Source organism: Acetobacteraceae bacterium, assembly GCA_039613835.1.
GTDB lineage: Bacteria > Pseudomonadota > Alphaproteobacteria > Acetobacterales > Acetobacteraceae > Sorlinia.
In genome coordinates, this window is sequence record CP154827.1 from 1,414,159 (window position 1) to 1,440,729 (window position 26,571).

Here is a 26,571-nt window from a genome sequence, read left to right on the forward strand (position 1 = left end):
GACCCAGTTGTGTGACGATGGGGGATGGATGAGGACATGCGCCCAATGCCGCATCCCTCATGCAGTAACCTTCCCTACGCCAGTATAAACTGGATCAGGTTCAACGGGTCACCGCCCTGCGTCACGGCGTAGCAGTTTCTCAGCCCCTTGTCAGGGCTCCCCCGGTCTTGCCCATGAGTGTAGGGCGGGACGGGGTAGTTGTCAAATGGTTTGAGGGCTTACAAAAGAGATAAATCCTCATGATACCCGCTGATAAGTGGCAATCCGAAACTTCGGATTGACCTCAATCCGATGATCTGCCTGAATATTGTCAAAGTGATTTGTGAAGACGCCGCTGGGATGACAGACAGCAAAAACAACGCCCCAAAGCGCCCGCACCCGACCATTATGTCCCGAGAAACTGGAGCGGGCGATGGGATTCGAACCCACGACCCCAACCTTGGCAAGGTTGTGCTCTACCCCTGAGCTACGCCTGCACTCCGTGGGAATAGTGAATAAGTGATGTTGCCCGCGCTTGCAAGAGCCGAAAGTGAAAATTCTGCGTGATTCTCCCGGCAGCACAGTCTCGGGGCCTTGACATTACCTTTGCGACACGCGGCGCAAGGCTTCCTGAAGCTGAAAAATCGCGAGCGGCGCATCCGTGAGATCAATCATGGCGTATCGCAATCCGCGCATGGCGGAGAGAAGATAGAAGTAGTTGCGCAGATGGGGCTACCCGTCCAGCTGGCGGTTCAGTTCCAGCACGGCTGTGCCGGGCCGGGCAAAGGCGAGATTAGCCAGGCCGGCCCCGTGGGGTGCGATGATGAGTTCCGCTCCGCGGAAAAGCGCGATCTGAGTTGATACATCCATATCATCAAGACTAACCGTCGCGATCTCGTGCGCCGCCAGCACAGTATCGATCACCGTCTGGTCCTGAGCGGAAATACGCTGATCAGCCGATTGCGCGCGGGAGATAAAAAACCGCTTTGGCAGAAAAGCGGCGCGCGGCGTTGTGAAGTGGTCAAATTCCGCCTGGACCTGCAACCTCCCCTTGAAATGACCGTGTCGCCCCCCTGTCTAGACCGCAAAAAGCGATGCCTCAATTCCCGCAATGCGGATCATATCGCATCAGGCAATAAGGTGTGAGGCCCGCATTAACCCTTGGACGCCACCTCGCTCGTCGTTTATCCTGACACGGAAAACAGTGCTGCGGCACTTTCGTGATTTTGAGGAAAGAGAGAGACGTATGACGATGATCATCGGGGGCAACACGCCGCCGGGCGCTGGCAACCTGACGGCGCAAGGCGGCATATCATCAGCACCAGGCGCCATGATTGTCGATGCGGATCAGACAAACTTCATGGCGGAGGCCATTGATGCCAGCCGTGAGCGCCCCGTCCTCGTTAATTTCTGGGCCCCGTGGTGTGGCCCCTGCAAAGAGTTGACACCGGTGCTTGAAAAAGTGGTAACCGCCGCGCAGGACCGCGTGAAGCTCGTCAAACTGGATGTTGAGGCAAATGCCGCTTTGGCCACCCATCTCGTGCAGATCGGGCTGCCCCTGCAATCCATTCCCCTTGTCGCGGTTTTTTACAAGGGTCAGGTATTGGACATTATGCAGGGCGCGCAGCGGGAGAGCGACGCCAAGCGTTTCGTCGAGAATATCCTGAAGTCAGCAGGCGCGGAAATACCCAGCGCGGAACTTATGGCCGCGGATCAGCAAGCTTTACAGGCGCAGAATGGTGCGGACGCCGCCGGACATTTCAGCAGTCTCCTGGAAGTCGAGCCGGAAAACCCGGAGGGCTGGGCGGGCCTGATACGCGCCATGTTGATCCTTGACGACGTGGAGGGCGCAGAGGAGGCTGCATCCCAGGTGCCCGACACTATCGCGGAACATGCCGCCATCCTCGCCGCGAAATCCTCCATTGACGTCCACCGGGAAGGCCGGGAAGCGGCTGAAACATTGCTGGAGCTCATCAGCACGGACCGAAACTGGAAAGAGGGTGCCGCTAAAACCGAGCTTCTCCGTCTTTTTGAAGCCTGGGGCGGAGCGGACCCGCTGATGCGGGAAATGCGACGTGAACTTTCTTTCATTCTGTTTTCGTGATTTCGTGAGGGGTCATTTATGAGCCAGAACCCAGATATTTTCGATGAGGAACTCCTTGACATCCTCATCTGCCCCTTGACGCAGACCTCTCTGACTTACAATGCCGAAACGCAGGAACTCATCAGCGCGGCGGCAAAAAAGGCCTATCCCATTCGGGATGGTATTCCCGTCATGCTCCCGGAAGAAGCGCGAACACTGGATTGATGAGGGCCGGAGAAGCCCCCTGCCTATCACGTCATTGCACCATCGGTATTTTTGCCTCTCGCGACACGCGTCATCTCCCGCGTGTCGCGGAGATCATGGCTTGTGGTCCGCGCTTTCGGATTGGCCAAACATCAGACTCGCATCAGGTATGACGAATTCCGACGAGGATCTCTTTTTCGTTTCCGTCGGTGCCAGTCCTAGAAGCCCAGCGGGAGGGCCTGAGCTTGCGTCTAGCGGGATAAACGGATCGAGCGCATCCCAGAATTGACGGCGATGATGCGGGTTTTGTCCCGGTGGATGGCCGGACGGGCCGCGCACCGTGATATCGGGTTTAAAGGCTTCCGGTCGCGATGCCGTGCAGCCACTAAGCACGACCATCCCATAACTTCCGAGCGTTAACCAAACGCGCCTCATTGCCGCATCCTAACAACTCACCGTACTGATCTCAATTGACGGCATGGCCTTTCTCGGGCAGGGAAATTTTCGTTTCAAAAGGAGCGCCCCGTGTTTGACCGTCCGATGACGACGAGCAGGAACCGCCTGCGTGCCTGGATCGACAGTATATTCCTTGATCATGCCATTTTTCGGCTGTTCTGGACGAATCTCGCCCCCGTCATCGACGGGGCGTTCTACCGATGCAATCACCCCACGCCGCGGCGATTGCGGCACCTCAAATCGCGACTCGGCATTAAAACGCTCATTAATCTTCGCGGTCATCGGAAATGTGGCTCAGACGCTTTATCCCGATGGGCGGCGGCGGAATTAGGAATTAATCTGATTGACATGGCATTCGAGAGTCGCGGCGCACCACATAGGGACCGTATTTTACGATTTCACGAAATTTATCAATCCGTCGAGACGCCTGTGCTGTTGCACTGCAAATCTGGCGCTGACCGCGCAGGGTTGGCAGCGGGGTTGATCATCATGTTCAGAGACGGGACGGCGTCAGAGGCTCTCAAACAGCTTCATTGGCGTTTCGGGCATTTTAAACATGCGCGCACCGGAGTGCTCGATGCTTTTTTCCATCTGTATCAGCGTCAGGCAGAGGGACGCCTCAGCTTTATGGAATGGGTCAGGCACGAATATGACGAGGATGGACTTCGCGCGTCCTTCCGGGCAGAGGGGCTAAGCAGCTTTCTCACCGACAAAGTTTTACGCCGGGAGTAGAACAAGAATTCACTCCGCGGCGGCGGCCTGTTCAGACAAAGTTTTAATGAGGTCCATGACGCGCTTGCGCACTTCTGCATCCGGTATGCGGTAATAAGCGCGCATTAATTCCAGCGTTTCCCGCTTGGCAAGGATGTGCAGATCCTCATTGGTCTTGACACTGTCCGCCGAAGCAAAGGCTCGGAAACCTGTCGACGTCTCCCGAAAACCGGAGGAATATCCGAGTGAGGCGGATTGCTCCACCTTTCCCTGCATATCATCAAAAAAGAATCCGATGGGCACGCGAAGGATTTTGGACATCTCGTAGAGTCGGCTGGCATCCACCTTATTTGTGCCGCGCTCATATTTCTGGACCTGTTGAAAGGTCAGACCGAGTGCGGCCCCAAGTTTCTCCTGCGGCATGCGTAGAAGCATGCGCCTCAAGCGGATGCGAGCCCCGACGTGAGCATCAATCGGACAAGCCGCAGACGGGGTTTTTGTGCTTTCGCTCATGACTGCGCGACCTGCTTTCCAAGTTGGAAGGGGAGCGGAACTTCCCTTCGGACGATTTTCGCTTCCTAGCATTTCTAATCGTTAGCAAAGCAATAAGAAAGGATAATAAACAAATAAAGATAGGTATTGATCGACCAAAAATCGCGAATGGCGTTTTTTTTACCGGAGATGGCAGTGGTGCAGCCAATATATCAGCCTTGTCCTGTGGAATCGCCCCAGTCCTCCTTCCTGCCGCGTCAAAAATGGCTGTCAGCCCCGTATTGGCGACCTGCGCAATGGGTACCCCTTCTTCAACAGCACGCAGGCGCACGGCCATCAGATGCTGCCAAGGACCAGCGCTGGCCCCGAACCACGCATCATTTGTCAGGTTCAACATCCAGTTTGGTCGCGGATTTGTGACCACCTGGCCGGAAAAAACAACCTCGTAACAGACGAGCGGCGCGACGCGCCCCAGTTGTGGCAACTGCCATGTGCGCAGCCCCGGGCCTGGCCGGAATTGCCCCGGCATGATGTTAAAGGGCAGAAAGCGCGGCTGATATTCCCCGAAGGGCACAAGGCGGGATTTATCATAAATCGCCGCGATCTCACCCTCACCATCAAGCGCCATAGCGCTGTTATACCACTGGCCCACGTCATCCCGTCGATCGCTGCCAATGATCCCCCAACTCCCCCCCGCCTCACGCGCGATCTGACGACGGGCAAAGGGTGCCTCATCCAGCAGGCCGGGGAAGCCCGATTCCGGCCAAGCATAAACGGCATCACGGTCAGGGAAAAGGGCGTGCGCGATCGAGATGCCCTCCCGGGTCAGCATCAGGGAGCGTTGCAGGACTTCCCCGCTTTCATCGCGAGAGAGGATATGGTCTTCGCTCACATTATTCTGCACAAGGACGAGCGCTGGATTCTGAACGGGAAGAAGCGGCAGGTGATGCACGCGCTCATAACCATATATCGCGATGAACATCCACAATAATGCAGCAACATACAGTGACCGCCGCACGCGAAAAAGCGCGGCGCTGGTAAGGACGAGGCAGAATGTCAGCCCATCGACACCGATAACGCTGGCAATCTGCGTCAGGACGGTGCCCCCATCGCCGGGAAAGGTGAGATCCGCCCCCAGCGGATTCCACGGAAAACCGGAAAAGAGGAAGATGCGGGACATGTCGGTCAATGTCCAACTGCCCGCGAAAATGAGGATACTGGCCCAGCCGAAACGAAATTTTCGGGCTAACAAGCTCGGCACCGCCACGAATGGCGCCAGGATCAGCGCACAGCCGGGCGTCGCCAACGGCACCGCCCACCAGAATTGCCGTCCGCCCATCAATACGGCATGTGTCAGCCAGTAAAGTCCGCCGAGATTGAGGCCGAACCCGAAAACCAGCCCGTAAAAAGCGGCTTGCTGCCATGAGGCCTCCTGCCGGGCGCACCCGTAAAGAAGCCACACGCCGCAAATAAGCCCGGGGAGAAAATAAAGAGGCGGGTACGCTGTCGCAGCGAAGAGGCCGGAGAGGAAGCAGACGCGTGCGGGACGATATCGACGCAGTTTTGAGGCTTCAGGTCCGGACAAGTTTTCTGTCGATAAGTTGGGATTGAGAGGGGCCTTTATTCCAAAGCATCCCGTAGCCGACGCTCATAATGGCGATAATATTTATCCGCGAGGAGCTCACTTTTGACGAGGACGGCAATATCCGTCGTGTTGAACTGCGCGTCCACCACCGCCCCATCACCGACAAACCCACCGAGACGCAGATAGCCTTTGATCAAGGGCGGCAGGCGCGCGAGGCACTTGCGATGGTCCAGACTATGCGGGTCCGTAAGTTGCATGGAAACATAGCGCTCCGGCAGGGCGCGGATGCGGAGTGCAGGCGGGGCAAGGTGGTTGTGATAGAGATAAGTGAGCTCTTGCGCTTTGGTCGACGGGTCCGTGCCGGGCAGGCTGGCGCAACCAAACAGGACGTCGATGCGGTGCAGGAAGATGTAGGAGGCAATGCCACGCCAGAGAAGCTGCATCGCGGCGCGCCCCCGATAGCGCTGATCAACGCAGGAGCGCCCGACTTCGAGAAGGCGGCCCGGAAAATCCGTCAGAACCGAGATATTATACTCGCCAGATGTATAGAAACGTCCGATTTTCGCGACTGCATCGCTGCGTAAAAGACGGTAAGTCCCCACAACGCCTTCCGCCCCCGATGAAATATCATGATCAATGACGAGAAGGTGATCCGCAATATCGTCGAAATCATCCACGTCCCGGCGCGACTTCAGGACTGCCGCGCTGGGATGCGCGCCCATTTCCTCAAAAAAGACGCGATAACGTAGCGCCTGCGCCGCCTCACGTTCTGCTTTGTTCTCCGCGATCCGCACGCCCAGCGCACCCGCCCGTAATTCCGGCAGGGAATCCCGTGACAGGTCCAAAGTGGAGAGAGAACCGGCGGGCGGGTTACGCGCACCATCCGAAATCAGCATTTTCAGGAGTTCAGCCTGGCGCGGCTTCGCAGTCATATTATCTCACCCGGTTGCTTCTTCCGCCCGGAAGCCGGAAGCCGCCGTCCAAACAATTCAAGGCGGTGGGAAACGAGGTCAAAACCGAGTTTCTGGGCGATGTCACGTATCATGTCTCGATGCGCCGCATCCTCAAATTCGACAACATGACCCGTATCGATATCAATGATATGATAATGCCGGTGATCTTCGGGCTCACTCGCCTCATAACGCGCGCGATTGCCGCCAAAATTCCGCCGCTCAAGGATGCCTTTTTCCTCAAGTAGGCGCACAGTGCGGTAAACTGTCGCGATGGATATACGCCGGTCGAGAGACGATGCGCGCCGATAAAGCTCTTCAACGTCGGGGTGATCTTCGGCCTCCGAGAGAACCTTGGCAATGACGCGACGCTGACCCGTCATTTTGAGGCCATGATCGATACAAAGCCGCTCTATGATTGACTCGTTCCTGGATGACATTGCATATCGCTTCGGCTTTTAGCAAGGCGGGTATGGACGAAGCTGATCGTATCCGAGTTCATCCCGTTTGCCAAGAATTGACGCTAACAAAGCGTCACGCAGCCCGGTCGGCAGCTTCCACCCCCGAACGTTGCAGCGATGCTGAAGTTCTCCTTCGTGCGGCGGAAGCAGGCTGAAACTTTTCAGGAATGATATTGGATGTTCGGCGACGCGCTTGAGAAGACGCCTCCCGAGACGGTCAGCGGCGATGGCCCAAACCGATACGACGCGCAAGTTGAGAGCGATGATTGGCGTAATTTGGCGCCACCATCGGATATTCAGGCGGAAGATCCCACCGCTCCCGATATTGTTGCGGAGTCATTTTATAAAAAGTGTGCAAGTGACGCCGCAGTAATTTCAATTTCTTTCCGTCCTCCATGCAAATAATAAAATCTAGAAAGACTTCTTTTTTGGGATGAACAGCCGGTACTGGTTTGGCCTCTTCATTTTCTTTACGGGCGATTTCCATCATCACGAGGCGCACCGACTTTATGAGCGCCATCAATTCCTCGCCTTCGATTTCATTATTCGAGACATATGCGGAGATTATCTGGGCAGTCAAGGCATGGAGCGACACGTCTGAGGCTGGACTCTTCATTAACATCACCTGGAACTTTAGAATTTGATTTTGAAAATATTTAACCTCAAAATCTAATAATATTAAGAATAATTATTTTGTAAATTAGTATATTCTTGAGACGTGTAGTGAAATGATAGGTTAAATAACGCATAAGTTTTTTTTAATTAATTAAAGTATAAATATATACTTAATAAAATTTTTTATATATGGTTGCACGCAGTAATGACTACACGATACACTGTTCATGTTTAATAAAAATTTAACTCTATTTTCCGAAAGCATGTAAAAATTTGTCAGATACTATCCGACAAATTAGCGCACATTACGATGGCGTTGCCACCGTCACTATAGTAATTTGCCCGGAAGCCGCACCTATTATACCCCTCCGACGCATAGAGCGATCTCGCGGCCGCGTTGTCGGCACGCACTTCGAGGAAAATCTTTTCCACTTTGGCGCGTTTCATCGACTCGGACATTCTCTCAAGGAGAGACTGCGCGACGCCGCGTCGTCGATAATCCGGCGCGACGCAAAGTGTCAGAATTTCCGCTTCATCCAGCGCTTTCCGCGCAATGACCAAACCGGCCAAACCGTCATGGATCGCGACCACCCAGGCGCAACATCCCGGCATAGCCAGCAGATTTCTTATATTCGGGGCTGACCACGCTTCCCCACTCGGAAAACACGCTTCATGAAGGTCTGAAAGTGCCCTGGCGGCTTCCGGGCCGACCGCGTCAACAGGCCAGACCCTCATCACGGGATCGGGGCAGGTCGGAGCCCGGCCAAGAGGGGGCTTCGCTTCAGGCGGGTCCACATAAAGCGGTGTCACACTCTCCATGGGGAGCACATGCTGCGCCGCCGCGGCAATCGCGCCCGGCGATGGTTGCAAATCCATGTCTGACCGGAAGAGATGCGACGTTGCCAGGCGATCATACAACCAGGAGGACGCGTCGCCGACGATCAATCGACCGGAGGGTATGTTCACGGAATCGGGCGCACCCGCCCAGAAAGTGCCATCCGGTCTTTCCAGAAAAATCCGGTTTCGGCGTGCGCGTGTCGCGGTCCAGACGTCCCGCATTTCTGTCTCCGCGCGGTAACATGCGCCGATAGAAACGCCATGGAGCGGACATCCATAAGCTTTGGCCAATCCGGCGGCTAAAGCAAGGCTCGCGCGCAACCCGGTGAAGGAGCCGGGGCCGCGCACCACGGTGATGGCATCCGGCCCCTTTTTTCGCCATCCCGCCGCGTCAAGCACCTCCTGCAGGAGCGCCACCATCATCTCCGATGCGCCGCGCCCGAGAAGCGCGCTTTGGGAAATAACCTCTCCCTCCGACAAGGCGGCGATAACGCCACCCGGCGCATCTGCTGCCGGCGCGGCGTTAATCACCAACATGCGCAAATTTCGCCTGACATTGACCGCTGCCAGGTCGACCGTCTCACCCATGGCGGACCTGTCAGAACAAGCGGCAAGCGGCATGGAAGTCAAGTCGCGGTGCCCGTGCGGGGGGCCGGGTTTCGCCCGAATACCCAATTCCCATCAGGAAATTGGCGCGCCAGCCCGTCTCCGCCATCAGCGCGTCCTCAACGTCGTCACTGTCAAAGCCGGAAATTGGCCAGGCGGCGAGGCCAAGCGCGCGGGCTGCCATAATCAGATAGCCGCCCTGCAGCGTCGCATTCCTGAAAGCCGTTTCCTCTGCCAGACCCACATCCGAGGCGAACCAATCCCTCAAATTTTCTTCAGGATTGAGCTCGGGCAGATGGTCAAAAAAAATCGGGTCCTGACAGATAACGACACCGAGCGGCGCATCCATGAAACGTTCAATATTGGGGGCGGATAAGGCGTGCCGGATCATTCCCCGACTTTCACGCGAGGTCAGGAAAATAAAGCGTGCCGGGCTACAATTTGCAGAGGTTGGTCCCCATTTGACAAGTTCATAGAGCGCACGCACCACATCTTCCGTAACGGGGCGGGAGGACCAACTGACCGGCGTGCGCGCAGCGCGGAACATCTGATCCAGGGCGGCAGGGTCCAACGCGCCGCTGAAGTCCGTATCAACCGGCGAGGCCCTCCCACCTGCGTCAGACGCTGGGGCGGGCTGACGCAGGATTTCATTGACCGGAGGAGACGTCTCAATATATGGCGCGTTCTCACCCACGCCCGGAAGAGTCGTCACGACATCTCCACTTGTTCAACTTCTTTGACCTCCGGCACGTAATGGCGCAGCATATTCTCAACGCCATGCTTAAGTGTCGCACGGGATGACGGGCACCCGGCGCAGGCACCCTGCATGGAAAGTCGCACCACACCATCCTGATAGCCGCGGAACACAATGTCACCGCCATCCCCCGCCACGACCGGACGGACGCGCGTGTCAAGCAACTCACAAATACGCGCCACGACCTCACGATCCTGCTCGGCAACTTCGTAAGCCTGCTCCTCCCCTTTTGAGAGCAGGACAGGCGTGCCATGTGTCAGGGTAGATGCGATCTCCGTCAGAATGGCAGGTTTCAGCGCCGCCCATTCTGACAGCTCAGATTTAGTGACGGAGATGAAATCAGCGCCAAGAAACACGCCGGTCACGCCATCAATCGCAAAAAGCGCCCCAACAAGAGGGGAACGCCCCTGCGCGGCCTCGGCCGAGGCGAAATCCGCCGTCAGCCCGTCACCTGTGACGCGGCAGCCCGGACGAAATTTCAACGTCGCTGGGTTTGGCGTATTTTCGGTCTCAATAAACATGATATCCTCACTCATACGGCGCTCTGCCTCAAATGCGACGTGGGGCCACGATATGCAAGGGGCAGGGTCAGGGCAAGGCTTTAAAATCTGGCGCGCTGGGACTGTGACACACGGGCGACAGGGAAGTTTTTCAGTGTGAAACCTCGCGAGGAAGCATGACCTGCACCTCAAGGCCCGAGGGTTGAACGTTGCGAAAACTGAGGCGACCATTGGCGCGCCTCACCTCCCGCTTGACAATCGCAAGCCCCAGTCCCGCCCCGCCCGTCTGGCGGGATCGGGAGTGATCCACGCGGTAAAAAGTCTCTGTGATGCGTGCGAGATCCTGCTCGGGCACGCCGGGACCGTGATCCGTCACGGATATGACAATACGGCTCTCCTCCACGCTCAACGCCACCTCATCTTCCAGAAAATCGGCCCGCAGCCGCAGGCGGGCCAAAGGAGTGCGAAGATCATGTGAGACAGCGGCAATCGCGACCGCCCCATTCATGGATGTGACGATGAGGACGTGGGGCATTTCAAAAACGAGGTCCTTGTTCCCCGTCAATCGCCAGGGCACCTCGGATCCCGACCGTCTCTGAACCAAGATCCGCCACGCAGAGATGCGCATTGCTCAACATGGCATGCACCGAACCCAGAGAATCAACACCCAGCGCAAGGCACTGCCCATCTTCCATATCCTCGCCCTCGCGATGCTCCCGGATGGAGAGACGTAAATTCGGGCTGGAGAGTCGCGCCACGATCACCGGTCTTTTGCGCGGGGAGACAGCATGAAGCATGTCGAGATCAGCGCTGAGCTCTTCAGCGAGGACGGAAAGGCGAACGACACTGACCTGACTGATCTACGCCTGGCGGTAAATGAAGGAGGAAGCGAGAAACACGGCGCAGATCCAGCGTCCAGCCGGAGAAACGAAGCCTCTCCCGCCTTGAACCCACGCGCCATCTGCGTCTGGCCGCACCGTAACACCGCCCTGACGCGCGCCAGTAACTTCTTCTGGCTGAAGGGCTTGGCCACATAATCATCCGCACCGATTTCGAGACCGAGCACGCGATCCCCCTCCCCGCCACGGGCGGAAAGCATGACGACCGGTGTCTGACGCAAAGGCGCTTCACCCTCATGGCTCTTGCCATATCCGGCACAGAGGGCACGGCAGAGCTCAATGCCACTGACGGCGGGGAGCATGACATCAAGAATGATGAGGTCAACAGCGGCGTTGGCGAGCGCATCCCACATCTCGTCCCCGCTTTCAACGCCACGGACACGATAACCCTCCCCCTGAAGGGCGCGCTGCACGAGGGTGCGCATCCCGGCGTCATCTTCAAAAATGAGAATGCGGGGCGGTAAGGAATGGGGCGATGGAAGCGTCTTCATGGGAAGGGCGTAAGCAATCTTGTCATGGAAATCGATTAAAAACACCAGCTTCTTCGTTAACGTCGTCGAAAAGTGAAGACGTCAACGAAACTTTTTCTAATTGTTGTTGAATATTTCTAAATATGACTTATTATTTCACAATACTAGGGACTTATTAAAATGATAATATAATTGTTTTACCAAACTTATAATAGAAAACGGCGGATCAATATTTTAATATTATTATTATAAATTTTTTATTTACCTTTATATTTCGGGAATTGGGCTGGTCGGACTGATGATGGGTCCGATCTCTGCACATGTTACTTCAAGGCCCGTCTACCGCACGGCCACGCCGTCAGGATTTGCGATGTGCGGGCCGAGGCGGTGAATGTTTTTGGTGAAGAAAAGCTTCAGTCGTCCAACTTGGGTGGTCGCGACAAGGTCATATTATGGTGCGTGACCTGCCATCATAAGAGCGATGGCGTTATATAGCCGCGCGTGTTCCGGCTTCATGACGGTCTGGCCCTGACAATGGGAACGTCTTTTAACTTGTGAGAGGATGCGTTTGGCCAGGAGTTACGGGACGCCACTCAGTTTGCCTCGAACTTGAAGGAGAAAACGCCGCGCCGCGAACCTTTCTCCGGGAAGGATCACGGCTTCATCGCTTTCTAACCGTCAGATTTCTGGCTGAGGCGCAAATCTTGCGCCGCCCCCACTCTCATGAAGCTAATGCGCTGCGGGCACAGCCGGGTGTCGGGTGATGATCTCCCATAATTGCGCGAGATTCTCCGCCGTCGCCTCACCCGAAACAGCGTCAAACGCCGTGATGGCGGCCTGCGTCCGGCCTGCGTCACGCAACGCCATCGCATAATGGAGCTGCGCAATAGATTTTTCAGCACCGGCGCTCTTCGATGCGCCCTCCTGCATCAAACGGGCGCCGTCATTAATCTTACCGGCCAGGATCAGATTATAGCCGGTTTTGACTGCTGCCTGGCCCGTGCCATCCTTGAAAGCTTCTTTCTGCGCCGCAGCGAGATGGGCCGTCGATTCCTTGACGCGAGACACCATCTGGGCGCGGAGCCTCTGCATTCGCGCGGCATCCGCACCGTTACCGATCAGGTGGGCTTTGAGGCCCTGGTCGAGCAATGTCAGGCCGAGTTGTGGTAAACCCAGCTGAACGGCGCGCTCCGACATATCGACCCACTCACCCGGCGTACGGAGCGTGCCGGTCACCGCACGCAGGCGCATCAGGTTGAACCGAAGGCTCGGCGCCATTTTTGGTTGCACCGCGAGGTCATGGATCAGGCATTCCCAATATCCCGGCTTCGGGTAATATTTTGCCAGCAGCACATAAGCGTACGTTTCCTGATCCGGCTGGTGGGTTTGATTGTAACATGTGGCGAGGAACTGCAATGCGTTCTCGCTCGGCCTGTGGCCCGCATGGATCTCTGCATCGACTATTGCACGCTGGGTCTTTGCGGCGTTGGCGTAATCGCCCTGGAGGTAATAGGCCTGCACAAGCAGGTTCCGCATCTGCGCATTCGGCCCCGCGGATTTGAGATATTGCTGGATATAAGTGACAGCGTAACCGTAATCTTTAGCTGTATAGGCATTCGTCGCGAGCGCCATCATCATCTGATGCTTCTCACCCGCGGAACTCCGTGGGGAAGCGATCAGCGCCTGATAAGCGCGGGACGCCGCCGCATGGTCGCCGCTCGCTGAGGCGATCGCGGCGCGCATTTGGTTGATTGTGTAAGTCTCGTAATCGGTCTTGCCTTTGACGGCATCGGCTTTCGCAACGGCTTCCATGGCCTTGGCATAAGATTTCCGACTCAGTGCCGTTGACGCCGCCTGAAGTGGCTTTCCCACTGCATTGGACAGAACATCAGCAGATGAGGAAGCGGCTTCCGCCGTCTGCACAATCCCGCCCGGGGCGGCGGAAAATGCAACGAGGCTAAAAGCAGCAGCACTACCGAGAATCGTGTGACGAAAAGCGAAAACACGCGCCATTTACTGGCCCTCATCCATAAACTGGTCCGATCCGACGATGCCCAGTTTCTCGACGCCAAGACGTTGGGCGTCAGCGAGGACATGCGCGACAGTGTTGTAACTTGCGAGGCGATCCGGGTGAATATGCATTTCCGGCTGATCGGGCATGGCGGCTGCCGCCTGAAAATGCGCCTGGAGATCTTCCTCACTGGTGATGGGCTCACCATTCCAGCTCAGTTGATTGTCAAAATCAATCCCGACCGTCACCACATGGGGTGGCGCGTTGGGGGGTGGCGGATTGCCCTGCGGCAATTGCAGCGCAACGGAGTGCGTTTGTAATGGAATAGTGATAATCAGCATGATCAGCAAAACCAGCATGACGTCGATGAGCGGCGTCGTGTTGATATCCACGATGCCCTCATCTTCATGCGTGCTTTCAGTTCCGACACTCATGGACATGAGCGACGCCCTCCCCTTCGAAAATCCAACCTGCTTCAGTGGAAGCGAAGTCTTAAAGTCTGATCAGCCCTGACATGGGACGCACCCGACAAAGATGCATCCGACATGCCTAACTATGTGGTTGCTCCGTAATGAAATCAACGCGGGAGATCCCGGCCTCCTGACACGTTGCCACGATCCGCCCGACTGACTCATAACGCGCTTTCTCATCACCGCGGATCTGCACCTGCGGTTGCGGCTGCATGACAGCCACCTTCTCCAATCGGGAATGCAGATCCTGCCGACTGGTGATTTGACGTTCATTCCAGAACATCCGCCCGTCTGACGTGACGGCCAGCACGACATTGCCCGGTCGCGTATGAGTCGGCTGGTTCTTCGCCTTGGGAAGCGCGACCTTGACTGTGTGCGTAGCGACCGGAATGGTGATGAGGAAGATGATCAACAAAACAAGCATGACGTCGACAAGCGGCGTCGTGTTGATCGCCGAAACGACTTCACCCTCGTCTTCACCGCCTGAACCGACATTCATACCCATATTCAGTCCGCCCGGCTGGAAGATGTGATTGTGGTCGGGGAAGCCGACTCAGCCTGCTCAGCCACGCCATGACGGTAACCGCCCAGCAGCACCGCCTGCACATCGGCGGCGAAATTCCGGACGCGGTCCATCGCGCCCTTGTTACGGCGCACCAGCAGATTGTAGCCCAGCACAGCCGGGACCGCCGTCGCCAGACCGATCGCGGTCATAATCAGCGCTTCACCAACAGGGCCAGCGACCTTATCAATGGAGACCTGACCGGCAATGCCGATCGCCGTCAGCGCGTGATAAATACCCCATACGGTGCCGAACAAACCGACAAATGGTGATGTCGAGCCCACCGTGCCGAGGAAAGCAAGCCCACCCTGAAGGCGTGAATTGATCATATCAACGGAACGCTGGATGGAGGTCGCGACCCAGCTATTAAGGTCAACAGCATCCCGCATCGAATTTTCATGGTGACGGGCTGCGGAAACCCCGGTCTCCGCAACATAGCGGAAGGGTGAATCTTCACTCAGCGCAGCCGCACCTTTTTCAAGGGAAGACTGACTCCAGAAATCGGTTGCAGCCGCCTTGGAGGAGGAGAAAATCTTAGCTTGCTCGATAAATTTCAGCACTATGATGATCCATGTGCCGACCGACATGACAACCAGGATCAGAAGGACCGAACGCGCCACCGCGTCGCCACCCGCCCAAAGCGCTTTGAGGCCGTAAGGATTATCCTGCACCGTCGCCTGCGGCACCTGAATTTCGGGAGAAGCCGGTGCGGCGACATCACTCGGGTCGGCGGGCGCTGCGTCAGCCGCGTCTGCGGGGGCCGAAGCGTCCGCCGCGCTCCCTTCAGCCTCCGGCGCGGTATTGGCTGGGGCGGCCGATGTCGCCGCAGGACTCTCGTCAGGCTGTGAAGCGGGCTGGGACGGCGCCACATCCCCTGTCGACTGGGCGAAAGAAATCTGGGGCAGCAACGCCGCAGCTGGCGCCATCGCAAGGGTCAGAGCCAGGGCGGGAGCGGCGAGCGCGGAAACGCGGAACAATCTCGTCATGATCTCCATATCCTATGTAAAAAGCCGGTTGAAACGTGTCTTGGCCAAGCGGACACCGGCGGCAACCCCGACCCGGGCTCGGCGACGCCGGCCAGACATGGAGACCGACGCTGCCGCGTCCCCGTAAACCCATCATGAGTCCAAACGCCCCACATCCGGGAAAGTCATATCTCTGCGCGAGTGATCTGGACGCCGGCATCTCACGCCTACTCATCCAGCGCGAAGTCAATATTGATGACATGGTGATGCTCGATCACAGCCACGCCATTTACGACAGCCGGTGCGTATTTAACGCGATGGAGAAAATCTTCGGCCGCTTCAACAAAGGCAGGGCCGCCAGAACTATGAGATATGTGGCAATTGGCCGGCCGCCCGTCCGGGTTGATGTCACAGGTCGCCACGACACGCCCTTCCCGCCCTTCCTCACGCATTTCATCTGGATATTCCGGCCGCGCGCCATTAATCGGGCTTGCACCGGCGGAATGGTCGCCCGCGGCACGGGCGTTACGGTCGATCTGCGCCACAGGTGGCTGGGGCGTTGGCGGCTTGACGTGTGTGACTTCCTTGATGGCCTGCTTTTGCGGCGGCGGCTGAATCTGAATCCGCGGCGGCGGCACGTAAGGCGGCGGGGGCGACGTCAATTTCGGCGGCGGTGGGGGCGGGGATGGGGGCGACGTCTCGCGGATGATCTTAGTTTTGATCGGGGGATTAAAGTGCTGAACGAGCTTCGACCCCAGGCCATTCATCAATGCCCAGATCGCAACGACATGGATCAGCACCGCCACAATGACGCCGACGATGATATACTTCGTACGATTGCCTTGCTGCTCGACGTAGTTCATCGATAACGCCACCCCATGGATCAACAGAGTTTAATCAGGCCACCGCCAAAATCATGGCCAACCGGAAACGATGAGAAACAACCTAACAATTTTAGTCGCTTACACCGAATCCTATATCTTAAAAAGTGCTTATCACATGACGATCTGACAATGCGAGTCTCAACCGCCATTGGACAACACCAGCGCGTAAGGAAGTCAACCCGGCCCCGGAAGAGACAACTATGGGCAGACACGGTGATTTTGCCTTCGAAATGGTGCGCATAGCAAGACGCGAATTTAAGAGATTCTCATTTTCAATCAATAATCGCGTTAGGGCGCCGTCATTTCCGCCCCCCCCTTGCGCGCACAAGGGATCACGGGCTTTGAGCGCGGAAAAATCACAAAAAGGGGCGCGCCCGAAGTCATGAAAAATTCACATTGTTTAACGGGAAACATTGAATGAGGGCCCGCCGATTGAATGAGGGCCCGCCGGAGGCGGGATTCGACGCTTGCGCCCCACCCCGTCACGCCGCGATTCGTTGTGTGAACCTGGGCGGGATTTCCGGCATCCTTATTTCACATGGACCGGTTTTTGCGGCCTTGAAAGCGGCGCACCTTTTTTACCGGCATAAAACACAATCAACGTCGCCCCTTGCAGGCCTGCAATCCTGCGATGCAAGGATTTGATCATTTCAGGCAGAACCTCTTCGGCCTTGAGGGCTCTATGCAGCCCATCTCGGTGCCGTTCAGCCGTCAGTGAACCCGCCGCCACATAGGCCGCATTCGGGACGTCGTGCAAATGTCACTTTAAGGCTGCATCGGGCGGGATGACGATCTTCAACACCGACAACTGCGGCGTGCCCGCGGGATAGGCCACATATGGCGTGCCATCCCAGGAGGGTTGCGTTTCCAGAAGCTTTTCTGTCTGGACCGGCGCCGCAGCCTGACTGGCCGGCATTTGCGCGCGCCCGATCATCGCGATGCAGAAAGCCGCGCATAACACTGTCAAGTTGCGTTTAAGCCCTTTTTCACAAAGTTTTCCAATATTATTATTGTCGAGAAGCTACAATTTTACGCTGTCACCGGGCCGCCTTCGATGCTGGTGAAGAAACGTCACGCGTTTGACACGATGATTTGTGGTCATAGTTATCCGGGATGAGCGAAGCTATGTTCAACACAGCTTCACCCCCTCACCTTTATTGCGCGGCCGCACTCGCGGCAGAGCGCGTGGCGCCCGCCCGTTGTGCCAGGGAAGCGGACATGAAGTCATCCAAAGCCCCATCAAGAACCGCATCCGGGTTGCCTTTCTCGACACCTGTCCGCAGATCCTTGACAAGCTGATAGGGTGCCAGAACATAAGAGCGGATCTGATGACCCCATCCAATATCCGTCTTGGCGGCTTCGGTCGCGGCGGCGGCGGCCTCCCGCTTTTGCAATTCCGCCTCATAAAGACGGGCTTTCAGCATTTCCATCGCCGTGGCGCGGTTACGATGCTGGGAGCGATCCGTCTGGCAGGCAACGACAATGCCGGTCGGGATGTGGGTAATACGTATCGCGGAGTCTGTCTTATTAACGTGCTGCCCCCCCGCACCCGAGGCGCGGAACGTATCAACTTTGAGATCCCCATCATTGACCGCGATCTTGATCGTGTCATCGACGACGGGATAGACCCAGACGGAAGCAAATGATGTATGACGTCGCGCCGCAGAGTCGAAAGGTGAAATACGCACCAGACGATGCACGCCCGCCTCTGTCTTCAACCATCCATAGGCGTTAGGGCCTGAGACGAGGATGGTGGCGGATTTAATTCCGGCCTGTTCCCCCTCACTGCTTTCTATCAACGTCACTTTATATCCATGCGCCTCGGCCCATCGCATATACATGCGCAGCATCATCTCTGACCAGTCCTGGGCCTCCGTGCCACCGGCCCCGGCATTGACTTCGAGGTAACAGTCATTACTGTCCGCCTCGCCCGACAGAAGGCTCTCGATCTGACGCATATGCGCCTGTTCCGCCAGGTTTTTCAGGGTCGCGACGGCTTCGGCGACAGTGTCAGTGTCGCCCTCCTCCTCCGCCATACTGGTGAGTTCGACCATATCAGCCGCCTCACGCTCAATCTGAAGGACATTTTCAATCTGATTGGAAAGAAGCGTGCGCTCCCGCATCAGCTTTTGCGCGGCCTCCGCGTTATTCCATAAATCCGGGTCTTCCGACCTGTGATTCAATTCTGCGAGGCGGGTTTGGACAGCATCCCAGTCAAAGATGCCTCCTCAGCAGTGCCACTGACTGCTTGATCTGCTCATGAAGCGCATCGCTTTCCGCGGACATAAAATTTCTCCATCAATCGCCCGTCAGGCGGTGTCAGCATGGTTCGGCGCGGTTATCACGCAAGGCCCGACCAGACCACGCGCCGTGTTAATAAAGCCCCCCGAGGCCGATGTCACTCTGAGATTGCGTTGTCGGTGCCGTTTCCGTGCCGGATGGCGGTGAGGGCGGCGGCAAGGCCTTTGCCGGGGGCGCGGTCGCCTCGGTCTCACCTGAGGGTATCATGTCATCCTCAGATGTGGGGATGTCCGCACCCGTATCGGACGCGTTAAGGGGCTCCGTGCCCGCGCCATAACCATGCAGCGCAATCGACGCGCCGGGCGCTTCATCGGCTTTGAAACCGTCGACGGCCATCAACCGCCCCGTATCATAGCACGCAAGGGTGATCCCATCCGGCACGCGGAATTGCAATGTCGGCCGCCCCTCCAGCGCGAATTTCATAAAGCGGTTCCAGATCGGCCCGGCAACGCGCCCACCTGTCTCATTCCACCCCAGGGAGCGCGGCGTATCATACCCTACCCAGACGACCGTCACGATATCCGGCGCAAAACCGGCAAACCAGGCATCACGGAAATCCTGTGATGTACCGGTCTTGCCCGCAATTTCACGGTCAATATCTGCAGCGGCGCGTCGTCCCGTCCCACGCCGGATGGCGTCCTGAAGCATGGACGTCACCTGATAAGCGCTTTCCGGGCTGGCGATCTGCGGCTGCGTGCTGACAATATGCGGCACGGACACATTTTGCGCGTCCGCGTCAGAGGTTTCGTTCTGATGCCCTGCTTGGTCCGTTTTGCCAAGCGGGGTTTTTTGTGGGTCGGCGGCCTGCTGGGCGGTTTCAAGCGTGGCATCCGCCGCGCGGTAAAGCACGCTGCCGTCACGATCCAACACCGTATCGATCAGATGCGGGGTGACGCGCTTACCGCCCGCAGCGAGTGACGCGTAAGCCCCGGCTTCCTTCAATACCGTGGTTTCAACCGCGCCCAACGCGGCGGGCAGGACGTGCGGCATTTTATCCACAAGTCCGACATCCTGCGCCATTTTCGCGACGGAATTCATGCCCAGATAGGCAGCGAGGCGGATGGTAACGAGGTTGCGGCTTTCACGCAAAGCATCATGCAATGTTGTCGGGCCCCAATTATCCTTCTCGTAATTCATGGGGTGCCATCTCCCCAAGGAAATGGGTGCATCATCGAATTTCTCGGAGGGCGGGATGCCATTTTCCATCGCGTCAAGATAGACGAAGGGCTTGAAGGAGGAGCCGGGCTGGCGCAATGCCTGGGTGACGCGGTTAAATTGCGACTGTTTGAAGGACCACCCCCCCACCATCGCCAGGACGCGCCCTGTGTGTGCATCGAGACTGATCAGCGCGCCCTGCACTTCCGGGATTTGCCGGATCGCAACGAATTGGCTGTTTTTGATCGGCTCGATCATGACGAGGTCACCCTCACCGAGCCGGAGGTCTTCGGATTTCATCCATGCGAAATCTTTGGACAGAATTTGCGAAACCGTCGCTTTTTTTGACGCGTCGGGGCGGTATTGATCGCGCCACGTCACCATACCCCGCCGGGCATCCGTCATCACAGCCAGGCGCCATTGCGGCAATATGCCTGAGGGGGGCGTTAACTTCTGAATCAGTTCAGGGTCATTCTGCCGAAACGCGGCCAGATTGACATGACCCACCGGGCCACGCCAACGGGACCGCCGTCGGTCATATTCCATCAGCCCTTCATGTAGGATGTGCGTTGCTGCATCCTGAAGGCGGGGGTCGAGGCTGGTATGCACTTCAAGCCCCTCCTCCAGAGCACGCGTTTCTCCGTAATCATCAATGAGCTGACGCCGCACCTCACTGGCGAACCACTCCCCGTTCGGCATCGGGCCGAAGCGCTTTGTGTCTTTGGCAATGAGGGGAGATCTCTGCGCCGCCGCCGCATCTTCAGCGCTGAGGGCGCCGGTCTCGACCATGCGGGTCAGCACCCAGTTACGGCGGGAAACCGCTCGATCCACATGTTTGTAGGGGTCATAATTTGACGGCGATTTGGGCAGGGATGCGAGATAAGCCGCCTCCGCATCCGTTAATTCGTCCAACGGTTTGTTGAAATAAGTCTGCGCCGCCGCCGCCACGCCGTAAGCGCCCTGACCTAGATAAATTCCATTGAGGTAGATTTCGAGGATTTTCTGCTTTGACAGGACGCGCTCGATCCGCATCGCCAGAAGCGCTTCACGCTCCTTCCGCTCCAGGGTCGGGGCGCGGCTGTTCAGGATCATATTTCGCGCAACCTGCTGCGTGATGGTTGAAGCGCCGACAGGTCGCCGGCCTTTCGGGCGCGTGATGTTACCAAACTCCGCACGCAGGATCGCTTTGAGGTCAACGCCGTGATGGGCGTAAAAATTCTTATCCTCGGCCGCGATAAAGGCTTTTTTGACGCGGTCCGGGATTGCATTGAAAGGCGTGTAAAGACGCCTTTCCGCCGCCAACTCCGCCAGGATACGGTCATCTGACGCATAAATACGGCTGACGGTCGGTGGAAGATAGGATTCAAGACTGGCGACGCTGGGCAGACCCGTCGTCATGCGGGAGATCTTGCCAATGACGAAAACGGCACCGCCAATAACCACAGCCAGGATGAGCGCACCCGACCCGGCGACAAATCGTCGCCATGTGCGCTGACGCGGCCCGAGACGGTGCGGATCAAAGACGTCTCGACGCGGATTGCGGTTCGGCGTAAGGCGATCGGGGTCCGACGGCATGGGTCACTTATCCAAAAAAGCGGCTGGGCTGAGCGCGCCGCGCAGGGCCGATCTCACTAGCAAAATCAGGCGGGTGGGGCAAATATCCGTGTGTTGCGCGCCGCCATGCCACGTCTATGCGCGGCAGGGCAGCGGAGCGGATCAGGCGGCACCATCAGGATTTACGTTCCTTGCGAGATTTTTCCCCAGGCATCCCGCCCTTGCGCGTCGAGGGCCTCAATATCCGCTTTCGATAATTTTATATCGACGGCGCGGATATTGTCATCCACATGTGACGGATCGCCAGAACCAGGGATGGGCAACATCACGGGTGAGCGGGCCAGAAGCCAGGCAAGGGCGATCTGCCCGCCGTGCGCTTTCTTCTCCTTGGCGAGTTGATCAAGGACAGAGCCCTTATCCGCCAAGGCGCCCGCGGCGAGAGGCGCCCAGGGGATGAACCCGATATGGTGTTTCTGACAAAATTCGAGGACGTCTTCAGATGTCCGGTCAACGAGATTGAAGCGATTCTGGACCGTCGCGACCTTGAAATACCGTTCCGCCGCTTTGATGGTTTTGATATCGACTTCCGACAGGCCAACATACCGGATCAGCCCTTCTTCCTGCATGGATTTTATCGCTTCAAACTGGTGCTTCATTTCGCAGTCCGAGCCGATACGGTGTAATTGCCACAAATCAATGGTTTTGACCCCAAGGCGGCGCATCGACATTAGGACGCATTGCCGCAGATAATCCGGGTTGCCGACGGGCTTCCAGATGTCCGGGCCGTGACGTGTCAGCCCGCCTTTCGTGGCAATGACGATTTTACGGTAAGGGTGAAGCGCGGCAATCGCGCGTGCATGGTCAGCGGGTGGCCCCAAATGCCTTTCCCGGTCAGGCGCATTGTTCCAAAACCGAGGCGCACGACTTCCATCGTTCCACTGATTTTGAACGTGCCCGACTTCCGGGCGTCAAGCGTTCTCATGGCAATATTCCTATAAATTGGCCCGATTTTAACGATTTGCCGCGTCCGCCGTTGCAATAATGAGGTGTATTTCAAGCGCAACCGGCGGGGTTTCGCTTGCCGGGCAATTATGGCATTCAAGGTTGCGGCGCCCATGACGCTTGTCGATTGCGCCTTCCCTTCCCCCGATATTAAGGACGGATTGCCATGACGCAAATCAGCCCGAAGGCCGGTCATACGCTTCCACCTGAAGAACTGACAGATATTCAGGCCCTGCAGGACGCTTATTACGCGCGTAACCCTGACGTGGCTGATGCCACGCAGCGCGTCAGCTTCGGCACGTCCGGCCATCGTGGCACATCGGTTAATGGCAGTTTCAACGAAACCCATATTGCCGCGATCGCGGAAGCCATATGCCGTTATCGCGCGACCGAAGGGATCACCGGCCCGCTTTTCGTCGGAATCGACTCTCACGCGCTGTCCGCCCTCGCTCAAAAAACCGTGATTGAGGTCATGGCGGCGCATAATGTCGTTACTCACATCGACGCCCATGATCGTCTAACGCCGACCCCTGTCATTTCCAACACCATCATCGTCCATAATGCCGATGAAAGCGCCCCGCGCGCAGATGGCATCGTCATCACGCCCTCGCACAACCCTCCTTCAGATGGCGGCATCAAATATAATGCGCCGCATGGCGGCCCGGCAGATACCAAAGCCACCGGGCAGATTCAGGACATGGCCAATCAGCTTATGTCGGCGGGGTTGGAAGACGTCAAACGCCTTCCCTATGACGCGGCACGCGCCGCGCGTTGCGTCAAAACCTTTGATTTCGTCGCGCCTTACGTGAACGCGTTAGGGTCCGTCATCGATATGGAAGCTATTCGCGCGGCGGAGATTTCCATCGGGATTGACCCGCTGGGCGGCGCATCCATGGATTACTGGCAGGCGATTATTGAACGTTTCGGTATCAATGCGACAATCGTCAGTCGGGAGCTGGACCCGCAATTTGGCTTCATGACCGCGGATTGGGATGGTAAAATCCGCATGGACTGCTCCTCCCCCTATGCCATGGCACGTTTGATCAACATGGCGGGACAGTTTGACATTGCGTTTGCGAACGACCCGGATGCGGATCGTCACGGCATTGTCTGCAAACCTGCAGGATTGATGAACCCCAATCACTATCTTGCTGTCGCCATCTGGTATCTTTCCCAGAACCGGCCTGATTGGCCGAAAGACTGTAAAATCGGCAAGACGTTGGTGAGCTCCGCCCTGATTGACCGTGTCGGGCAGAAACTGGGGCGCGACATTATCGAGACCCCAGTCGGGTTTAAATGGTTTGTGGATGGAATGGCCGCATCCACACTGGGCTTTGCGGGCGAGGAAAGCGCAGGTGCGTCCTTTCTCAACCGTGCGGGCAAGCCGTGGAGCACGGATAAGGATGGGATTATCCTCTGCCTGCTTGCGGCGGAAATCACCGCCAAAACGGGCAAGACGCCCGGCGAGATCTATGCCGACCTCACGCGTGAACTTGGCGCACCTTTTTACGCCCGCATCGATGCGCCGGCAGACCCGGATCAAAAGCGTATTTTAAGCGCGCTGAAGGCGGAACAATATTCGGAGACCGCGCTGGCAGGTGACCCGATTACCGCCAAACTTACCCACGCGCCCGGCAATAACGCCCCGATTGGCGGGCTGAAAATCAGCACCGCCCAAGGCTGGTTCGCCGCCCGCCCTTCCGGCACGGAAAACGTCTATAAAATTTACGCTGAAAGCTTCGTCAGCGAAGCGCATCTGAAACAGATTCAGGACGAGGCGCAGGAAGCAATTGCGGGGATTTTTAAGGCGGGTGCAGGCGGCCTTTGACGCTGCCGTACGGCACGTCGCGTCTTCATCTCGAAGGCGACGACGTGCCTCGACTATCCCTGAGTGACCGATGAAAAACTGACGAGAACTCACAAGTCAAAAATGCCCGGCTAACCGCCCGCAATTTTGAGGTGACACGTCCCTACTCGTTGAGAGGACATTTGGCGTCCGCATTGATGACGGCGAGGCGCTCGCATGCTTCCTCCAACTGGTTTGCGAGCCAGCTCATCGTGTTGCGACCGGATTTCTTCGGCGCGCTGGAAAAAATTTCGAGCGTTTCGCGGATTGCATGGAGATCGGAGAGAACATCGGACCTGTTTAGATCGCCATTTTTATCGATGAGCGCGTCAAAATCGCTCTGCGCATGATCCGTCTGATTTCGTCCCGATGGGCAGAAGGCTTATAATTAAACTTTTTGTCCAATTTGCTTCTCCAGACATATTCAGCTCTGAGGGCTGAACGCAAAATTAAGATGCTGATTGATGCGCGGTCAACAAAAATTAAGAAATGCTTAGGAGCTGTTAAAAATAATCGTTATCGCGCGCGCCAAAGAGAAAACTCGTGATGCCGAACCGGTATTGCGCGTATCGCATCAGGCATTTCGCCGGCTATTATCAGCCCATGGCACAAAAGGCTGCGGGACGTTCCAGCTAAGGCGCGCCTACTGGCGACATCGCACATCAGCTGCACCGTCTCACCCGACATTTCGGAAATGCGAAACGACATGCTGCGCCGACCTCCATTGCCGCTTTTCGGCGATCAACATCACTTATGTGTCATCTGGGGGGCGCAACGAGGTGGTATTGGCGCCTTTGTGCTGTGACGAAAAGCCGCACCCATTTTGCGCGCACGGTCCATATCCTCATAAACGGCCGCCAGCGTGCTTAAAGCCAGAGTACATTGTGCGGACACCTTGTTGCGCGCGGCATTATCGCTGCGCTGCGGCATCAAAACCCGCGCCATGCCTGAAAAACTTAGCTCATCGATCAACATAAGTTCCAGCAGGTTGAAGATCGGTACTTTGACAGCGTGCCGAAGCTCCGTCAGAGCCAGGCCCACTTGGGCGCGCGTCATACGCCATGAGAGAACGTTATGCACTAGATGCGTGCTGCGCACAGGCGGATCCTGATTTTCGGAATAGCCGTAACGCGCATAAAGCCAATCCCGCCTTAGCCGACAGGAAGCCTGAACTTCAGCATCCTGTATCGCACCGGCATTAAACAGCGCCTCTACCGTTGAGATCACTCGAAAGGGCGCCTTGCGCGTAAAGACGGATTTACTGAGGCGCTCTGCTGTCGGCGTAATCGGCTCGGATGATGAAATGGCTTTTTCTTTTTCCGGGATACGCTGCTTCAGGTCCGAACTCATTTTTAGCTCTCCAGACTTTTCTTGTTAATTGAAATATGAGATCCGCACCCTGTCGATGCCGCACCTGCTGAACAATTAGAGCGCCCGCGCTGCACCTCTATGCGGGCGCGTAAGGACTCGACACAGATCAAAGCGACACTTTCTCGACACATCCATCGCGCCCTGCACCGCGCAACAGGCTTTTGCCGGTGGCGGCAGACATCAACAGTGATGCGCGCAGGCCCTGATATGGGGCCGCAGGAAATCACAAACCCCCGCAGCATCCCGCTGAAAGCACGCCCCTGACAACGTCCGTGCCGTCCTGCGCCATCGGGATGCGCATTTCAGGGCCGGTCTCATGCCGCACGCCGCGTCGCGTGAAGAATTCAGACATTGAACCGGATGGTCCACGCCGCGCATATGCGACAAGGCATAAACACCCGGCTTTGCGTCCTGCCGGTATCTTAATTTTTGAGGAAATCTCAATGGATGCGATGATAGAGAGAGTTTGTATCTATAAATGAGTGAAACCATGACTGATAACTCGTTAAAGAGCTTTGCTTCATTGAAATTGGAGGAGAGAATTACCCGCATCCAACAACCAAAAATACGACAATTGTTTTTGTGCCAGAGTGGAACATTTCACGCAAGGGGTAAAATTGCTGCAATGGAACTTCCTTTTCTTTTTTTTGTGATTTTATATTGCGATGCATGACGTCGGTGAAAAGCTGAGGAGCCTCCGGAAGGCTCGCGGCTACAATCAATATGATATGGTCGCAGAGCTGGACCTTGAAGGTTTCAGCTCTTCTGCGGCGACGCCCTGAGCACCGTCTTTACCGACATATAACAGCTCTCTGGAAACCATAGTCATATTGCCCTCAGCTCGACTC

The 26,571-nt window shown here is 56.7% G+C and carries 28 protein-coding genes, 1 tRNA gene, 2 pseudogenes and 1 riboswitch; of the genes and pseudogenes, 4 read left to right on the forward strand and 27 right to left on the reverse strand.

The features are described from left to right. Positions 1-53: 53 nt before the first annotated feature. Positions 54-173: riboswitch (TPP riboswitch) on the reverse strand. A gap of 64 nt (positions 174-237) precedes the next feature. From AAYR33_07855 to AAYR33_07865, 3 genes are all read right to left on the reverse strand, one after another. Next, positions 238-429: a hypothetical protein gene (locus tag AAYR33_07855; protein ID XAO70941.1), complete on the reverse strand. Its 192-nt coding sequence runs from the start codon at positions 427-429 to the stop codon at positions 238-240. Continuing rightward, positions 402-476: transfer RNA gene (locus AAYR33_07860), tRNA-Gly, on the reverse strand. Before AAYR33_07860 ends, AAYR33_07855 begins: the two co-directional genes overlap by 28 nt. A 235-nt stretch (positions 477-711) precedes the next feature. Next, complete coding sequence (locus tag AAYR33_07865; protein XAO70942.1) at positions 712-1,023, reverse strand: glycosyltransferase family 61 protein; 312 nt, start codon at positions 1,021-1,023, stop codon at positions 712-714. Positions 1,024-1,231: 208 nt separating this feature from the next. Between AAYR33_07865 and AAYR33_07870 the strand changes: the two genes are divergently transcribed. Together AAYR33_07870 and AAYR33_07875 are read left to right on the forward strand one after the other, a co-directional pair. After that, a complete protein-coding gene (locus tag AAYR33_07870; GenBank protein XAO72432.1) occupies positions 1,232-2,083 on the forward strand; it encodes a tetratricopeptide repeat protein in 852 nt (283 codons plus the stop codon). A gap of 18 nt (positions 2,084-2,101) precedes the next feature. Then, complete coding sequence (locus tag AAYR33_07875) at positions 2,102-2,287, forward strand: Trm112 family protein (GenBank protein XAO70943.1); 186 nt, start codon at positions 2,102-2,104, stop codon at positions 2,285-2,287. Positions 2,288-2,380: 93 nt separating this feature from the next. On the opposite strand, the gene AAYR33_07880 is transcribed toward AAYR33_07875, so the two are convergent. Further along, positions 2,381-2,701: a hypothetical protein gene (locus AAYR33_07880; protein ID XAO70944.1), complete on the reverse strand. Its 321-nt coding sequence runs from the start codon at positions 2,699-2,701 to the stop codon at positions 2,381-2,383. A gap of 90 nt (positions 2,702-2,791) precedes the next feature. Between AAYR33_07880 and AAYR33_07885 the strand changes: the two genes are divergently transcribed. Next, entirely contained in the window at positions 2,792-3,454 is a 663-nt protein-coding gene (locus AAYR33_07885) for a tyrosine-protein phosphatase (protein ID XAO70945.1), read from the forward strand. 9 nt (positions 3,455-3,463) lie between these two features. Here the strand turns inward: AAYR33_07885 and AAYR33_07890 are convergent, their stop codons facing one another. The 21 genes and pseudogenes from AAYR33_07890 to AAYR33_07990 form a co-directional block, all read right to left on the reverse strand. Then, complete coding sequence (locus AAYR33_07890) at positions 3,464-3,946, reverse strand: helix-turn-helix domain-containing protein (protein XAO70946.1); 483 nt, start codon at positions 3,944-3,946, stop codon at positions 3,464-3,466. After that, positions 3,903-5,510, reverse strand: a complete 1,608-nt coding sequence (gene lnt, locus AAYR33_07895) for an apolipoprotein N-acyltransferase (protein XAO70947.1) — start codon at positions 5,508-5,510, stop codon at positions 3,903-3,905. Before lnt ends, AAYR33_07890 begins: the two co-directional genes overlap by 44 nt. A 35-nt stretch (positions 5,511-5,545) precedes the next feature. Continuing rightward, positions 5,546-6,406: a GNAT family N-acyltransferase gene (locus AAYR33_07900; GenBank protein XAO72433.1), complete on the reverse strand. Its 861-nt coding sequence runs from the start codon at positions 6,404-6,406 to the stop codon at positions 5,546-5,548. A gap of 32 nt (positions 6,407-6,438) precedes the next feature. Then, positions 6,439-6,900 (reverse strand): Fur family transcriptional regulator, encoded by a 462-nt coding sequence (locus tag AAYR33_07905; GenBank protein XAO70948.1) that lies wholly within the window; start codon positions 6,898-6,900, stop codon positions 6,439-6,441. Positions 6,901-7,138: 238 nt separating this feature from the next. Next, positions 7,139-7,537, reverse strand: a complete 399-nt coding sequence (locus AAYR33_07910) for a MucR family transcriptional regulator (protein XAO70949.1) — start codon at positions 7,535-7,537, stop codon at positions 7,139-7,141. Positions 7,538-7,812: 275 nt separating this feature from the next. Continuing rightward, the gene (rimI, locus tag AAYR33_07915) at positions 7,813-8,961 is read right to left on the reverse strand and encodes a ribosomal protein S18-alanine N-acetyltransferase (protein XAO70950.1); all 1,149 of its coding nucleotides are present in this window, start codon (positions 8,959-8,961) and stop codon (positions 7,813-7,815) included. Between the two features lie 10 nt (positions 8,962-8,971). After that, complete coding sequence (locus tag AAYR33_07920) at positions 8,972-9,550, reverse strand: malonic semialdehyde reductase (GenBank protein XAO72434.1); 579 nt, start codon at positions 9,548-9,550, stop codon at positions 8,972-8,974. A 137-nt stretch (positions 9,551-9,687) separates the two neighbouring features. After that, positions 9,688-10,254, reverse strand: a complete 567-nt coding sequence (locus tag AAYR33_07925; protein XAO72435.1) for a NifU family protein — start codon at positions 10,252-10,254, stop codon at positions 9,688-9,690. Between the two features lie 130 nt (positions 10,255-10,384). Then, complete coding sequence (locus tag AAYR33_07930; protein ID XAO70951.1) at positions 10,385-10,768, reverse strand: ATP-binding protein; 384 nt, start codon at positions 10,766-10,768, stop codon at positions 10,385-10,387. 1 nt (position 10,769) lies between these two features. Then, entirely contained in the window at positions 10,770-10,991 is a 222-nt protein-coding gene (locus AAYR33_07935) for a hypothetical protein (GenBank protein ID XAO70952.1), read from the reverse strand. Between the two features lie 139 nt (positions 10,992-11,130). Then, a pseudogene (locus AAYR33_07940) lies at positions 11,131-11,623 on the reverse strand (response regulator transcription factor). A gap of 708 nt (positions 11,624-12,331) precedes the next feature. Next, positions 12,332-13,615 carry a hypothetical protein gene (locus AAYR33_07945; GenBank protein XAO70953.1) on the reverse strand — a complete coding sequence of 428 codons (1,284 nt, stop codon included), beginning with the start codon at positions 13,613-13,615 and terminating at the stop codon, positions 12,332-12,334. After that, the gene (locus AAYR33_07950; protein XAO70954.1) at positions 13,616-14,053 is read right to left on the reverse strand and encodes a biopolymer transporter ExbD; all 438 of its coding nucleotides are present in this window, start codon (positions 14,051-14,053) and stop codon (positions 13,616-13,618) included. It abuts the gene before it with no gap. 109 nt (positions 14,054-14,162) lie between these two features. Further along, a complete protein-coding gene (locus AAYR33_07955; protein ID XAO70955.1) occupies positions 14,163-14,588 on the reverse strand; it encodes a biopolymer transporter ExbD in 426 nt (141 codons plus the stop codon). A 2-nt stretch (positions 14,589-14,590) separates the two neighbouring features. Continuing rightward, positions 14,591-15,631, reverse strand: coding sequence for a MotA/TolQ/ExbB proton channel family protein (locus AAYR33_07960; GenBank protein ID XAO70956.1), 1,041 nt, complete (start codon positions 15,629-15,631; stop codon positions 14,591-14,593). A 206-nt stretch (positions 15,632-15,837) separates the two neighbouring features. Then, on the reverse strand, positions 15,838-16,473 hold the full coding sequence (locus AAYR33_07965; protein ID XAO70957.1) for an energy transducer TonB: 636 nt from the start codon (positions 16,471-16,473) through the stop codon (positions 15,838-15,840). Between the two features lie 550 nt (positions 16,474-17,023). Then, positions 17,024-17,251 carry a hypothetical protein gene (locus AAYR33_07970; protein XAO70958.1) on the reverse strand — a complete coding sequence of 76 codons (228 nt, stop codon included), beginning with the start codon at positions 17,249-17,251 and terminating at the stop codon, positions 17,024-17,026. Between the two features lie 3 nt (positions 17,252-17,254). Further along, positions 17,255-17,461, reverse strand: a complete 207-nt coding sequence (locus tag AAYR33_07975) for a hypothetical protein (protein XAO70959.1) — start codon at positions 17,459-17,461, stop codon at positions 17,255-17,257. Positions 17,462-17,648: 187 nt separating this feature from the next. After that, positions 17,649-18,780, reverse strand: a protein-coding gene (gene prfB / locus AAYR33_07980) for a peptide chain release factor 2 (GenBank protein XAO70960.1) whose coding sequence is annotated in 2 segments (ribosomal slippage) — positions 17,649-18,710 and positions 18,712-18,780 — 1,131 coding nt in all. Because the reading frame shifts where the segments join, the coding sequence is not laid out codon by codon here. An 87-nt stretch (positions 18,781-18,867) separates the two neighbouring features. Beyond that, entirely contained in the window at positions 18,868-21,525 is a 2,658-nt protein-coding gene (locus AAYR33_07985; GenBank protein ID XAO70961.1) for a PBP1A family penicillin-binding protein, read from the reverse strand. Between the two features lie 161 nt (positions 21,526-21,686). Next, positions 21,687-22,486 (reverse strand): annotated as a pseudogene (locus AAYR33_07990) (aldo/keto reductase). A 186-nt stretch (positions 22,487-22,672) separates the two neighbouring features. On the opposite strand from AAYR33_07990, the gene pgm reads away from it, so the two are divergent. Continuing rightward, positions 22,673-24,334, forward strand: a complete 1,662-nt coding sequence (gene pgm / locus AAYR33_07995) for a phosphoglucomutase (alpha-D-glucose-1,6-bisphosphate-dependent) (GenBank protein XAO70962.1) — start codon at positions 22,673-22,675, stop codon at positions 24,332-24,334. A 765-nt stretch (positions 24,335-25,099) separates the two neighbouring features. Here pgm and AAYR33_08000 read toward each other — a convergent pair. Together AAYR33_08000 and AAYR33_08005 are read right to left on the reverse strand one after the other, a co-directional pair. Continuing rightward, positions 25,100-25,702, reverse strand: coding sequence for a hypothetical protein (locus AAYR33_08000; GenBank protein XAO70963.1), 603 nt, complete (start codon positions 25,700-25,702; stop codon positions 25,100-25,102). A 244-nt stretch (positions 25,703-25,946) separates the two neighbouring features. Next, complete coding sequence (locus AAYR33_08005) at positions 25,947-26,075, reverse strand: hypothetical protein (protein ID XAO70964.1); 129 nt, start codon at positions 26,073-26,075, stop codon at positions 25,947-25,949. Positions 26,076-26,571 lie beyond the last annotated feature (496 nt).